Source organism: Streptomyces narbonensis (assembly GCF_014649015.1).
Classification (GTDB): Bacteria; Actinomycetota; Actinomycetes; order Streptomycetales; family Streptomycetaceae; genus Streptomyces; species Streptomyces narbonensis.
Window position 1 is genome coordinate 299,634 of the sequence record NZ_BMSF01000009.1, and the last position, 12,428, is coordinate 312,061.

At 74.7% G+C, this 12,428-nt stretch carries 10 protein-coding genes; 5 read left to right on the forward strand and 5 right to left on the reverse strand.

Features of this window, described 5'->3' with window-relative positions; genetic code table 11:
• Positions 1-33: 33 nt before the first annotated feature.
• Together IE124_RS19575 and IE124_RS19580 are read right to left on the reverse strand one after the other, a co-directional pair.
• Positions 34-2,400 (reverse strand): ABC transporter permease, encoded by a 2,367-nt coding sequence (locus IE124_RS19575; protein ID WP_189509102.1) that lies wholly within the window; start codon positions 2,398-2,400, stop codon positions 34-36.
• Positions 2,397-3,101 carry an ABC transporter ATP-binding protein gene (locus IE124_RS19580; protein WP_189509103.1) on the reverse strand — a complete coding sequence of 235 codons (705 nt, stop codon included), beginning with the start codon at positions 3,099-3,101 and terminating at the stop codon, positions 2,397-2,399. Before IE124_RS19580 ends, IE124_RS19575 begins: the two co-directional genes overlap by 4 nt.
• Before the next feature lie 259 nt (positions 3,102-3,360).
• On the opposite strand from IE124_RS19580, the gene IE124_RS19585 reads away from it, so the two are divergent.
• Entirely contained in the window at positions 3,361-4,908 is a 1,548-nt protein-coding gene (locus IE124_RS19585; RefSeq protein ID WP_229832601.1) for a sensor histidine kinase, read from the forward strand.
• Positions 4,905-5,594, forward strand: a complete 690-nt coding sequence (locus tag IE124_RS19590) for a response regulator (protein WP_189509105.1) — start codon at positions 4,905-4,907, stop codon at positions 5,592-5,594. The genes IE124_RS19585 and IE124_RS19590 overlap by 4 nt, the downstream gene beginning before the upstream one ends.
• On the opposite strand, the gene IE124_RS19595 is transcribed toward IE124_RS19590, so the two are convergent.
• Positions 5,543-5,932 carry an STAS domain-containing protein gene (locus IE124_RS19595; RefSeq protein ID WP_189509106.1) on the reverse strand — a complete coding sequence of 130 codons (390 nt, stop codon included), beginning with the start codon at positions 5,930-5,932 and terminating at the stop codon, positions 5,543-5,545. The genes IE124_RS19590 and IE124_RS19595 overlap by 52 nt on opposite strands.
• 206 nt (positions 5,933-6,138) lie before the next feature.
• Between IE124_RS19595 and IE124_RS19600 the strand changes: the two genes are divergently transcribed.
• Both IE124_RS19600 and IE124_RS19605 read left to right on the forward strand, forming a co-directional pair.
• Positions 6,139-6,759: a GNAT family N-acetyltransferase gene (locus IE124_RS19600; RefSeq protein WP_189509107.1), complete on the forward strand. Its 621-nt coding sequence runs from the start codon at positions 6,139-6,141 to the stop codon at positions 6,757-6,759.
• Positions 6,756-7,694, forward strand: a complete 939-nt coding sequence (locus IE124_RS19605) for a PaaX family transcriptional regulator C-terminal domain-containing protein (protein ID WP_189509108.1) — start codon at positions 6,756-6,758, stop codon at positions 7,692-7,694. The genes IE124_RS19600 and IE124_RS19605 overlap by 4 nt, the downstream gene beginning before the upstream one ends.
• A 78-nt stretch (positions 7,695-7,772) precedes the next feature.
• On the opposite strand, the gene IE124_RS19610 is transcribed toward IE124_RS19605, so the two are convergent.
• Positions 7,773-9,188, reverse strand: coding sequence for an aminopeptidase P family protein (locus IE124_RS19610; protein WP_189509109.1), 1,416 nt, complete (start codon positions 9,186-9,188; stop codon positions 7,773-7,775).
• A gap of 182 nt (positions 9,189-9,370) precedes the next feature.
• Between IE124_RS19610 and IE124_RS19615 the strand changes: the two genes are divergently transcribed.
• Positions 9,371-10,354, forward strand: a complete 984-nt coding sequence (locus IE124_RS19615) for a helix-turn-helix domain-containing protein (RefSeq protein WP_189509110.1) — start codon at positions 9,371-9,373, stop codon at positions 10,352-10,354.
• 36 nt (positions 10,355-10,390) lie between these two features.
• Here the strand turns inward: IE124_RS19615 and IE124_RS19620 are convergent, their stop codons facing one another.
• On the reverse strand, positions 10,391-12,424 hold the full coding sequence (locus IE124_RS19620; RefSeq protein ID WP_189509111.1) for a prolyl oligopeptidase family serine peptidase: 2,034 nt from the start codon (positions 12,422-12,424) through the stop codon (positions 10,391-10,393).
• Positions 12,425-12,428: the final 4 nt, after the last annotated feature.

Sequence of the window (12,428 nt, forward strand, 5' to 3'; positions counted from 1 at the left end):
GGGGCCGGACCGCCCCCGCGAGCCGCCGTCCGGTCACTCCGCCCGCAGGGCGCTCACCGTGCTCGTGCGGGCCGCCCGGCCCGCGGGGAGCAGCGCGCCCGCCGTCGCGATCACCACGCCCGCGACGGCGAGGAGCGCGAGCAGCGGCGCCCCGTACACGTCGATGTCGGCCGGCGGGATCGTGGTGCCGACCGCGCGGCCCATCGCGGGCATCACCCAGCGGTGCAGGGCCACGCCCAGCGGGACGCCGACCACGCCCGCCACGAGGCCGATGCCGGCGACCGAGGTGAGGACCTGGGCGACCGCCTGGCGCGGGGTCATGCCCAGGGCCTTGCAGACGCCGAGGTCACGGACCCGGTCGCGGGTGTCGAGGATTACCGTGTTGAACACCCCCAGGCAGGCCACCACGACCAGCATCACCGTGAGCATGACGATCAGCGCCTGCATGGCCCGGATGACGCTCGACCGGCCCGCCTCGGTCACGGCGGCCCGAGCGCCGAGCGGCGACACGGCGGCGTTCAGGCGCTCCGCGTACTCGCCGGGATCCGTGCCGGGGGCGACGGTGACGGAGAAGACGGCGGGCATGTAGCGGGGGTCGAGCGGGGCGACGGAGGCGGCGGCCGTCCGCAGGACCATGCCGTTGCCGCCCAGGTCGAAGACCTCGCCGACGAGCCGGACGCGGACCGTGCGCCCCTGTTCGGACAGGGTGACCGACTCCCCCACCCGCAGGTTCGTGGCGCGCAGGAACCGCGTCGGGGCGACCGCCTCCCCCGGGGCCTCGAACCATCGGCCGTCGACCATCGTGTGCCGGCTGCCCGCGGTGTCGCCCTCGTACGCGACGAGCGGTGCGCCGCCCTTGAGCCCTGCCACGCCGATGTGCATGCGGGAGGTGCGGTACACGGACCCGGTCCCGGGGAGCGCGGCGGTCGCCGCCGCCACGGCCGCCGGGTCGGCGGGCTTCCCGGGCATCTGCTCGCCCGGGCCCGGCGGCGCCACGGTCCGGACGGTCACGTCGCCCCCGCGGTTGGGATCCCCGTCGGTCTTCACGGCGACGAGGGTGCTGCCGAGTCCCACCGCGAAGGTCACGGCGAGGGCTCCGAACGTCACGGCCGCGGCGGTGGTCACCGAGCGGGCGGGCCGGGCGAAGGGCGCGGCGAGCCCCAGGGTGACCGGGCGGGGCAGCGGGAGCCGTCCGAGGAGGCCGCGGATCCGGCGGCCCCGGGCACCGCCGGCGGCCGGGCCGACGCGGAGGGCCGTCGCGGTCGGCAGCCGGGCCGCCCTCAGCGCGGGGCCGAAGGCGGTGACGGCCACCACGGCCAGCGCGGCGGCCGGCACCGCGAGGTCCACCCAGAGGGGGATCGGCTCGACGCCGGTCCCGTAGGCCGCGGCCACCTCCGCCATGAGGGGCACGGAGAGGGCGTTGCCGAGGCCGACTCCGAGGAGCGCCCCCACCGAGCCCGGCAGCAGCGCCTGGGCGACGTAGGCCCGGCCGATCTGCAGCGGGGTGAAGCCGACGGACTTCAGGATGCCGATCCGGCGGGTCGCGGCGCTCACGGCGCCGCTCACCACGACGGAGATGACGAGGACGGACATCGCGAGGCCGAGGACGGCGAAGGCGCCGACGAAGGGGACGAAGGCCCCCGTGTTCTCCTGCGCGGCCTCGCGGACGTCGAGGTACGACTGGGTACCGGCGACCGCGCCCGCCGGGACGGCGGCGGCGACGGCCCGCCTCCCCGCCTCGACCTCGGCGCGGGTGCCGGCCGCGGTCAGCCGGTAGAGCATCTGGAGCGCGGGCTGCCGCGCTCCGGGGAGGGCCGTGAGCCCGTCGGGTACGACCCAGGCGTCGGCGCTCGCGCCCGCGGTCGAGGCGATGCCGACCACGGTGAGTCCGGCCGTGCCGGCCGTCACCCGGTCGCCGAGCACGAGGCCCGGCGGCAGGGCCCCCGCCTCCAGGACGATCTCCCCGGCCGAGCGGGCCCACCGGCCCTCGTCCAGGCTCACCGCGTCCACCGGTCCGTCGGCGGGAGACCGGCCGGCCACGGTCAGGGGCGGCGGTTCGAAGCCGGGCGGCACGGGCCCCTCACCCCGCAGGCGTACGGAGACGAGGGCGAAGGGACCGGACGCCGAGGCCACGCCGGGTGCCCGCGCCGTGGCGGCCAGCCGGTCCCTGGTGACGGCGGAGGCATCGAACTCCACGGTCAGATGGGCCCCGTGCTGCCGGGCGAAGGCCCGGTCGAAGGGTGCGGCGGAGGCCACGAGGAGTCCGCCGGCCAGGACGGCCGCGGCGACCGAGAGCAGGGTCGTCAGGACCATCACGGCGGTCTGCGTCCGGCGCCGCCCGACCCCGGCCCGGACGACCCGGCCGAGGGCCCCGCCGCCGCGCCGCCGGTCCGCGCTCATCGGATCACCGCCGCCGTGACGTCCCGGGCGATCCGGCCGTCGACCAGCTCGATCGTGCGGGTGGCGCACGCCTCGGCGAGGGCCAGGTCGTGGGTGACGAGGACGATGGTCTGCCCTTCGGCGTTGAGCTCGCGCAGCAGCTCGCGGACGTCCGCGCCGGACGCGCTGTCCAGGGCGCCGGTCGGCTCGTCGGCGAGGAGCAGCGGCGGACGGTTCATCAGTGCCCGGGCGACGGCCACCCGTTGCCGTTCGCCTCCGGAGAGGCGGCCGGGGTGGGCGCGGGCGTGGCGGGCGATGCCCAGCCGGTCGAGGAGTTCGCCGGCCCGGGCCGCCGCCCCCGCCCGCTCGGTCCCGGCCAGTTGGGCAGGCAGCAGCACGTTGTCGAGGACGGTGAGGTCGTCGAGGAGGTTGAAGAACTGGAAGACCATGCCGACGTGGCTCCGCCGGTACTTGGCGCACGCGGCCTCGCTCAGCAGGTCGACGCGCAGCCCGTCCACGGTCACCTGGCCGGTACTGGGACGGTCGAGCCCGGCGAGGAGGTTGAGCAGGGTCGACTTGCCGCTGCCGGAGGGCCCGAGGACGGCGAGCGCCTCGCCGCGCCGCACCCGCAGGTTCAGTCCGCTCAGGGCGGCCGGGCCGTCGTCGTACGTCCTGCCGACGTCGCTCAGGTCGATCAGGTGGGCGGGGTCGGGCTCGTGCATGAGCGCTCCAGGGTTCGGTCGGGGACGGGATGCGGTGTACGGGGACGGGTTCGGCCGCCGGGGTCCGTACGGCCCGTCCGGCGGCGCGGCTCCGACGCTAGGAGCGGCCGCCCCGCCCGCGCGTCGGCCGCTGTGCGGAAGCTCCGTACCGTGTGCGGCGGAGGCCGGAGCGCGTCATCCCGGCGATGTACGCCTCCGGAGCGCGGTCCTGGGCCCACGGGCTGATTCGCCCTCCCGCCGCTGTTGCCACACTGTCCCGGTGATCAGGTACGAGACGTTGACCGCCCGGATACGCGGGCCGTGGGCCCCGGGAGCGCCGCCCCCGCTGTCCCGCTGGGCGTGGGCGGGCGACGCACTGCTCGCCGTGTCGCTCGCGATCGCGACGGCCATCGGCGACCTCAACCGCACGTACGTGGAGGTGCTGCCGAACCCGGCCGACCCCACGGCGCCTTTCCCTGCCCCGGATTCGTCGACCGGCGAGCCGTTCACGCCGGCGCCACCGGTGGCACCGGAAGCTCCGGTGCCACCGGTACCGCCCGAACCACCGGTACCGCCCGAACCACCGGTACCGCCCGAACCACCGGTACCGCCCGTACCGCCGGAAGCTCCGGTACCGCCCGTACCGCCGGTGGAGCCCGTATCGCCCGTGGAGCCCGTGCCGCCGGCATCTCCGGTACCGCCGGTGGAGTCCCTTCCGCCGTCCCCACCGACGCCCCCGGTCTCCGGGGAGACGCCGCCGCATCCCGTGTCCGCCGTCGAGCACGTCCTGCCGCCCGTCGACACCTGGGAGGTGCTGGCGGCCCTGCTCACGGCGCTGCCGCTGGTGCTCCGGCGCCGGTTCCCCCTCGGCGTCTACTGGGTGGTGACGGGAGCCGCCGTCCTGCTGCACCTCGGCGACGTCTCGCCCGACGCGACGAAGATCACCTTCGTGTCCGGGCTCGTGGCGGCGTACAGCGCGGCGATGTACAGCCCGCACCGGAAGGCCGTCCTGGCCTCCCTCGCGGTCGGGGCCGTCCTGTACGCGGTCGTACCCCTGGTCCCCGACGTGGACAACGGCCTCGTGCTGATCCTCGTCCTGCTTCCCCTGGCCCTGGCCACGAACGGCGTCCATCTGTGGCGGCAGAGGGCTAGCGCCCAGCGGGCGGAGCAGGAGGCGGCGCTGCGGCAGGCGGTGGAGGCCGAGCGGGCCCGGATCGCCCGGGAGCTGCACGACGTGGTCACCCACAACGTGAGCATGATGACCATCCAGGCCGGTGCCGCGCGCATGGTCCTCGACGGCTCTCCCGACCAGGCCCGGGAGGCGATCCGGGCGGTGGAGGAGGCCGGGCGGGCGGCGATGGCGGAACTGCGGCACGTGATGGGGCTGCTGACGATGGCCGCGGACGGTCCCGACCCGGCGATCGACGTGGACCTCGCCCCGCAGCCGGGTCTCGACCGGCTGACGGAGCTGACGGACCGGATGCGTTCCTCGGGGGTGCCGGTGGAGGTGGAGGTGCGGGGCGCGCCGGTCGCGCTGCCGGCGGGCGTGGACCTCGCGGCGTACCGCGTGGTGCAGGAGGCGCTGACGAACGTGGTCCGGCACGCGGTCGGCGCCCGGGTCTCCGTCCTCGTGGAGTACGGCTCCGGCCGGCTGGAGGTGGAGGTCACCGACACCGGCGGGCGGCCCGGGAAGTCGGATCCGGGCGGCGGCCACGGCCTGCTCGGCCTTCGCGAGCGGCTCGCGCTCTACGGCGGTAGCCTGCACGCGGGCGAACGCCCGGGCGGGGGCTACCGGGTCCGCGCGGTGATCCCTCTGGAGGCCCCGTGACCGCGACCGACGCACCGCGCGTCGTGATCGTCGACGACCAGGCCCTGGTGCGGACCGGCTTCCGGATGATCCTCGCCGCCGACGGCATCGAGGTGGTCGCGGAGGCCGCCGACGGCGACGAGGCGGTCTCCGCGGTCCGCAGGACCCGGCCCGACGTCGTCCTCATGGACATCCGGATGCCCGGCACCGACGGCCTGGAGGCCACCCGCCGCATCCTCGCGGAGCAGGCGGCGCCGCCGAGGATCGTCGTCCTCACCACGTACGACCTCGACCGGTACGTGTACGCGGCGCTCGCCGCCGGCGCGAGCGGCTTCCTGCTGAAGGACGTCACTCCCGAGCACCTCACCGCCGCCGTCCGCCTCGTCCGCTCCGGGGACGCCCTGCTGGCGCCGGCGATCACGCGCCGGCTCGTGGAGCGCTTCGCCGGGGCCGGAGAGCGCACGGCTCCCCTGCACCGCGACCTCGCCACGCTCACGCCGCGCGAGCTGGAGGTCCTCGAAGCCCTGGCGCGCGGCCACACGAACGCCGAACTGGCCGCGCGGTTCAGGCTGAGCGAGGCGACGGTGAAGACGCACGTCGCCCGCATCCTGTCGAAGCTCCGCCTTCGCGACCGGGCCCAGGCGGTCATCGCCGCCTACGAGACCGGGCTCGTCACCCCGGGCTCGGAGGGCCGGACGGCCGGCTGATCCCCCGCCGCCGCTGCCTCGGGGCTGAGCAGCTCGCCCAGCGCCGTCAGGCGGATGAGCCGGAGGATCCACGGTTGGTCGCAGATCAGCCGCCAGCGCGCGCCCCGCGTCCGGACGCGCCCGGCACAGTGGGCGAGCAGGCCGAGACCGGTGGCGTCGCAGAAGGTGAGACGGCGGATGTCTACGGTCAGGGCGTCGGACTCCCTGACGAGGGCGTCGAGCTCGGGCCTCAGATGCCGCACCAGGACGAGATCGAGCTCGCCGTGGAGCACGGCGACGGTGAGTCCGCCGGTCGAGCGGACGACGAGGTGCGGGTCGTGACGGGGAATCAACTGCATCGGACGCTCCACAGGGTGGGTCCATGTGTCCCGTCGAGCGTGGCCGCGTTCGTGCCGGGAGGGACGTTTCGCCTCGACCCCTGTCACCTGAACCGGTGAATTCGCGGGCCGCTAGGGGCCGTCCGGACGCCTTGATCCGTACGCACGATCGAATGCGATAATCTATCGCTTGACAAACGATCGTACCGAGAGCGAACGTTACTAGGGTGACGACTACTGTGGTGAGACGGGGCGCACCTGAGGGCAGCGCGGCGCGCGTCGCCGCGCTCTACTGGGAGGCCTTCGGACGGAAGCTCGGCGCCGCGCTCGACCCGCCCGACAAGGCCCGCGCCTTCCTCGCCGCTCATCTCCACCACGACCGCGCCGTCACCGCCCTCGTCGGCGGCGAGGTGGCCGGCGTGGCCGGCTACCGGCTCGACGGACGAGGCCTGTTGGGCGGCGGGGCGGGGGACGTCCTGTCGGCGTACGGCATGCTGCGCGGGCTCCACCGGGTGGCCCTGCTGGCGCTCCTCGAACGGAGGCCCGCCCGCGGCGAGCTGGTGATGGACGGTATCGCCGTCGACCCCGGACACCGCGGCGCGGGCATCGGCACGCTGCTGCTGCGCGAGATCGCGGCCGTGGCCGCGGAGTCCGGCTGCCGCCGGATCCGGCTCGACGTCATCGACGTGAACCCCCGGGCCCGTGCCCTCTACGAGCGGCACGGCTTCATCGCCGTCCACACCGAGCGGACGCCGTACCTGCGCGGGCTCATGGGCTTCGCCGCCGTCACCACCATGCACCGGCCCGTCACGGCGGCCGACGCGTCCCCCGGCCAGGAGACCCGATGACCGAGACCCACACCCACACCCACACCCACACCCACACCGGTACCGGCACCCACACCCGCACCGGCACCACCGGCGATGCCGGCGCCGTCAACGTCCCGACCCGCACCCTCGTCCACGCCCTCGTCCGCGAGGACGGCACCGTGGACGCCGGTGAGCTCTACACGGTGGCCGGCCTCCTCGGCATGACCGACCAGCAGGTGCGGCTCTGCGTGAAGCGGCTCGTCGCGGAGGGACGGTTCACCCACGAGGGCCGTGGCCGCAAGGCGGTCCTCCGCGCCGTCGCCGACTTCACCGGCGCGCTCGCCCCGGACGCCGCGCACGTCCGCCTCGCCTACCGGCAGGACCACGGGCTCGCCCCCTGGGACGGCGTGTGGCACCTCTTCGCCTTCGCGGTCCCCGAGGCCGAGCGGGCCGCCCGCGACGCGCTCCGCGACACCCTGCTGCACCTGGGCGCCGCGCCGCTCCAGGGCGGTCTGTACGTGTGCGCCCACGCGATCGGGCCGCTCATCGAGGCGCGGGCCGAACACCTCGGCATCGCCGCCTCGCTGACCTGTCTGACCAGCACCGACCTCCGCGTCGGCGGGGTCGCCGGAGCGCCGGCCCTCGCCGCCTCGCTCTGGCCCCTGGACGAGATCGCCGCCCGTCACGACGTCCTCGCCGCCTTCGCCCGGTCCTGTCTCGACCGCCTCGACCGCGCGGAACCCCTCGCGTCCGCCGAGCGGCTGAGCCTCGCGGTCCGGCTGGCCGCGGCCTTCTCGTACGCGATGACACCGGACCCGCTGCTGCCCGCCGAGCTCCTCCCCCGCGCCTGGCCGGGCACACGGGCCCGGCACCTCATGGCGACGTGCTGGACCGCGCTCGCGAACCACCCCGCACCGGAGGGCAGCACCCCCCTCCCGCGGCTCTTCGCCCTCTACGAGGACCCGGAGTCATAGCGGGAAGGGGGCGGGCGTCCGCCGACCGGGCCCGTCAGGCCTGTCAGCCCGTCAGGCCCGTCGGGCTTGCCAGGCCTGTCAGCCCGCGAACTCGGCCATCCACGCCTCGACCTCGTCCGAGGAGCGCGGCAGGCCGGCGGACAGGTTCTCGTTGCCGTTCTCGGTGACGACGAGGTCGTCCTCGATCCGGACGCCGATGCCGCGCCACTCCTCGGGCACGGTCAGGTCGTCCGGCTGGAAGTACAGGCCCGGCTCGACGGTGAGGACCATGCCCGGCTCCAGGAGGCCGTCGACGTACTCCTCGTTCCGCGCGTGGGCGCAGTCGTGGACGTCGAGGCCCAGCATGTGACCGGTGCCGGCCATCGTGAAGCGGCGCTGGAGGCCGAGCTCGTACGCCCGGTCGACGGGGCCCTCGATGAAGCCCCACTCGACCAGCTTCGCCGTCATGCTGCGCTGGGACGCCTCGTGGAAGTCGCGGTACCGGGCGCCCGGCTTGACGGCGGCGATGCCGGCCTCCTGGGCCTCGTAGACCGCGTCGTACACCTTGCGCTGCACGTCGTTGAAGGTGCCGCTGATCGGGAGGGTGCGGGTGACGTCGGCGGTGTAGAGGGAGTTGGTCTCCACGCCCGCGTCGAGCAGGAGCAGCTCGCCGGGGCGGACGGGTCCGTCGTTGTCCGTCCAGTGCATGATCGTCGCGTGCTCGCCTGCGGCGCAGATCGAGCCGTAGCCGAGGGCGTTTCCCTCCAGGCGCGCGCGGCGGAAGAACGTGCCCTCGATCCACCGCTCGGAGGTCGCGATCGCCCGGGACAGCTCGGAGACGCAGTCGGTGAATCCGCGCACGGTGGAGTCCACCGCCTTGCGCATCTCGCCGATCTCCCAGTCGTCCTTGACGAGCCGGAGGTCGCTGAGGGCCTCCTCCAGCTCGTAGTCGCGCTCCTCCTCGGTGGTGACGGCGGCCTCCAGGGCCGGGTCGTGACCGCGCACGATCCGGGTGGGGACCTCGGAGGAGGCGGCGGCCAGGTCCGCGGCGATCGTGCGGACGTCGCGACAGGGCAGCCCGAGGACGCTCTCGGCCTCGGCGAGGGAGCGACGGCGGCCCATCCACAGCTCGGCCGAGTAACCGATCCAGAACTCGTCGTTGTCGCGGCTGTCCCGGGGCAGCTGGTAGCAGTAGGCGTCGTGGCCGCCGTCCGCGCGGGGTTCGAGCACGAGGGCGCCGTCGCGGGCCTGGTCGCCGGTCATGTGCACGTAGCCGGTGTACGGGCGGAAGGGGTAGGTGTCGTCGTTCGAGCGGGTCTTGAGGTTGCCCGACGGGATCACCAGGCGCTCGCCCGGGAAGAGCGCCGAGAGGGCCGCGCGCCGGGCGGCCGCGTACGGAGCCTGCTCGTCGGCTTCCAGGCCGTGGCGCTCGGTGTCCGCCCAGCCCGTCCGCATCAGGGCGGAGAGCTCCGCGGAGACGCCGTCGTAGAGCCCGTTCTTTCGACGCTTCGCCATGCGATGCACCTTCTTCTCGGTTCTTTTCGGAGGGGGTCTCCGGCCACCGGTCACCGGCGGCTCACGGACAGTACTGCGCGCGGAGCCCGCTGGGTGCCCAGGACCGCCAGTGGCACAGATCGGCCATCAGGCGCCTGTCCCATGGGTGCGGGCGGGCGGGCGGGCCGTCGATAATGCGGCCCATGGCGAATGCGAAGCTCGGAGAGGCCCTGCGGCTCCTCGGGATCGGTGACGAAGCGGTCCGGGTCTATCTGGAGCTCCTGGAGCTGGCGCCCGCGCCGCTGAGCGCGGTCGGCTCGGCGGCCGGTGTGGAGGGCGCCGCGCTCTCGGAGGCGTACGGCGCCCTCGTCGACGCCGGTCTCGCGAGCGCCGCCGCGGAGGGCGGGGCCGTCGTGGCGCCCGTGCCGCCCGCCGCGGGTCTGGAGATCCTCGGCCGGCACCGGGCCGCCGAGCTCGACGAGTCCCGGATCACCGTCGGGAGCGCCTTCGAGTCGTTCCGGAGGCAGCGGCTCGCCGGTGACACCGACCATCTCGTGGAGGTCGTCACGGGCGACGCCATCGGCCTGCGGATGCGGCAGGCCTGGGCCAGTGCCCGCCGGCAGATCCGCCAGCTCGACTCCCCGCCGTACTTCCCGCTGCCCGAGGCCACCGAGGACGCGCTGGCGACCCTCGCCCGCGGGGTGACGCAGCGTGTCGTGTACTCGCGGGAGTCACTGGAGCTGCCGGGCAATCTGGAGTCGGCCATCGAGCCGTGCGTGGAGGCGGGCGAGCAGGCGCGGGTGCTGCCGTCGGTCCCGGTCAAGCTGGTCGTCATCGACGACGCGTACGCGCTGGTCTCCCTGTCGATCAGGGAGGCGGACGTCCACAACACGATGCTGGTCGTCCAGCCCTGCGGGCTGCTCTCCGCACTCGTGGCGCTCTTCGAGCAGGCCTGGCAGAACGCCCTGCCCTTTCACGGCCACACGGCCCGCCCGGGCGGGCTGCCGCCCGCCGACCGGCGTCTGCTGTGGCTGCTCGCGGGTGGTGCGAGCGACGAGGTGATCGCCCGCGAGCTCGGCGTCAGCCGCCGCACGCTGTTCCGCCGGATCCAGATCCTGATGGCCCGGCTCGGGGCCTCCAGCCGGTTCCAGATGGCCCTCCAGGCCCAGCGTCACGGCTGGCTGTGACGCCGGGCCCGGTGGGCCGTCCGGAAGAGGCGTCGGTCAGTCTGCGGCCGGGCCGGCCAGCCGCTGCCACAGGAAGGTGTGCACGAGGGCGCTGTTGTGCGCGGCCTGCTCGTTGTCCCCGGCGCCCGCGTGTCCGCCGCCGGTGTTCTCGTGGAACAGCACCCGGTGGCCGAGTTCCCGCAGCCGCGCCGCCGTCTTGCGGGCGTGGCCGGGGTGGACGCGGTCGTCGCGGGTCGAGGTCATCAGGAGCACCGGCGGGTAGGCCGCGTCCGCCGTGAGGCGGTGGTACGGGGAGATGTCGAGGAGGTGCGGCAGATCGGCCTCGTCGTCGGGGTCGCCGTACTCGGCGATCCAGGAGGCGCCCGCGAGGAGCTTGTGGAAGCGGGTCATGTCGAGCAGCGGCACCTGGGCGACGATCGCGCCGAAGAGCTCGGGGTGGCGGGTGAGCATCGCGCCCATGAGCAGGCCGCCGTTGCTGCCCCCGGAGGCGCCGAGCATGGCCGGGGTGGTGACGCCCCGCGTGACGAGGTCCCCGGCGACGGCCGCGAAGTCCTCGAAGGCGCGCGGCCGGTCGGCGCCCAGGGCGGCCTGGTGCCAGTCCGGTCCGTACTCGCCGCCGCCCCGGATGTTCGCGATGACGTACGTGCCGCCGCGCTCCAGCCACGCCCGGCCGGTCACGGAGGCGTAGGAGGGCGTGAGGGAGACCTCGAAGCCGCCGTAGCCGTAGAGCAGGGTGGGGCCGGGGCCGGTGGCGGCGTGGTCGGGGCCGATGACGAAGTACGGCACGCTCGTCCCGTCCGGGGAGGGCGCGAAGTGCTGCCGCACCGTGAGGCCCGACGCGTCGAAGCGTTCCGGGGCCTGCTTGAGGATCTCCGTGTCGCCGCCGATCACCCCGCGGTGGAGGGTCGAGGGCTGGAGGAAGCCCGAGACGTCGAGGAAGTACTCGTCGGAGACGTCGGGGTCGGTGTCGACGACGCTGACGGCGGACAGCTCTGGTACGCCGACGAGCGGTTCGCGGGTCCAGCCGCCCTCGGGGGTGGCGGTGAGCACCTCGATGCGGGTGCTCACGTCGCGCATCGTCTCCAGGATCAGGTGGTGGCGGGTCCACGCGTGCCCGGCCAGGGCCGTCCGCTCGTCCGGGGTGAACAGCACCTCGGGGGTGCGGTCGCCCGCGAGGAAGGCGTCGAAGTCGAAGGCGAGGAGGGAGCCGGTGGGCTGCCCGAGCCAGTCGGACTTCAGGGTGACGATCAGGTGCCGACGGTGGGCGTACGCGACGGCGTCCTCGGGGACGTCGATCCTGACGAGGGTGGAGTCGGTCCGCAGGAGGTACGTCTCGCTGCGGAAAAAGTCGAGGGCACGGCCGACGAAGTCGCGTTCGAAGCCGGGGGTGTCGTCCCGGTAGCCCCAGGCCGACACGTCGCCCTGCCCGGCCTCGAAGACGAGCTCGGCGTCCTCCACCGGTGTGCCCCGCCGCCACCTGCGGACCTGGCGCGGATAGCCGGAGTCGGTGAGCGAACCGGGCCCCGTGTCCGTACCGACGAAGACGGTGTCGCCGTCGATCCAGCCGGTCCGGGTCTTCGCCTCCGCGACCCGGAAGCCGTCGTCGACGAAGCGCCGGGTGCCGAGGTCGAACTCCCGGACCACCACGGCGTCCCCGCCGTCGCGCGAGAGCCGGACCAGCGCCCGGTCGTGCTCGGGGCGGCGGACGCGGGCCCCGTCCCAGACCCACTTCTCGCCCTCGGCCTCGGCGAGCGCGTCGACGTCGAGGAGGACCTCCCAATCGGGGGCGTCCTTGCGGTACTGCTCCAGGGTGGTGCGGCGCCACACGCCGCGCAGGTGCTCGGCGTCGCGCCAGAAGTTGTAGAGGTGGGCGCCGCGCCGGACGGTGTACGGGATGCGGTCGGCCGCGTCCATGACGTCGCGCACCCGCTCCTTGAGCGGCGCGAATCCGGGGTCGGCGGCCAGGGTGTCGGCCGTCTCGGCGTTCCGCTCGGCGACCCAGGCGAGCGCGCGCTCGCCGGACACCTCCTCCAGCCACAGGTACGGGTCGTCCTCGATCGCACGCCGCATGGAT

Excerpts from the sequence above, each read along its gene's own strand:
- IE124_RS19615 (WP_189509110.1), top strand. The coding sequence starts at position 9,371 with ATGGCGAATGCGAAGCTCGGAGAGGCCCTGCGGCTCCTCGGGATCGGT.
- IE124_RS19595 (WP_189509106.1), bottom strand. The coding sequence starts at position 5,932 with ATGCAGTTGATTCCCCGTCACGACCCGCACCTCGTCGTCCGCTCGACC.
- IE124_RS19575 (WP_189509102.1), bottom strand. The coding sequence starts at position 2,400 with ATGAGCGCGGACCGGCGGCGCGGCGGCGGGGCCCTCGGCCGGGTCGTC.
- IE124_RS19605 (WP_189509108.1), top strand. The coding sequence starts at position 6,756 with ATGACCGAGACCCACACCCACACCCACACCCACACCCACACCGGTACC.
- IE124_RS19620 (WP_189509111.1), bottom strand. The coding sequence starts at position 12,424 with ATGCGGCGTGCGATCGAGGACGACCCGTACCTGTGGCTGGAGGAGGTG.
- IE124_RS19580 (WP_189509103.1), bottom strand. The coding sequence starts at position 3,101 with ATGCACGAGCCCGACCCCGCCCACCTGATCGACCTGAGCGACGTCGGC.
- IE124_RS19610 (WP_189509109.1), bottom strand. The coding sequence starts at position 9,188 with ATGGCGAAGCGTCGAAAGAACGGGCTCTACGACGGCGTCTCCGCGGAG.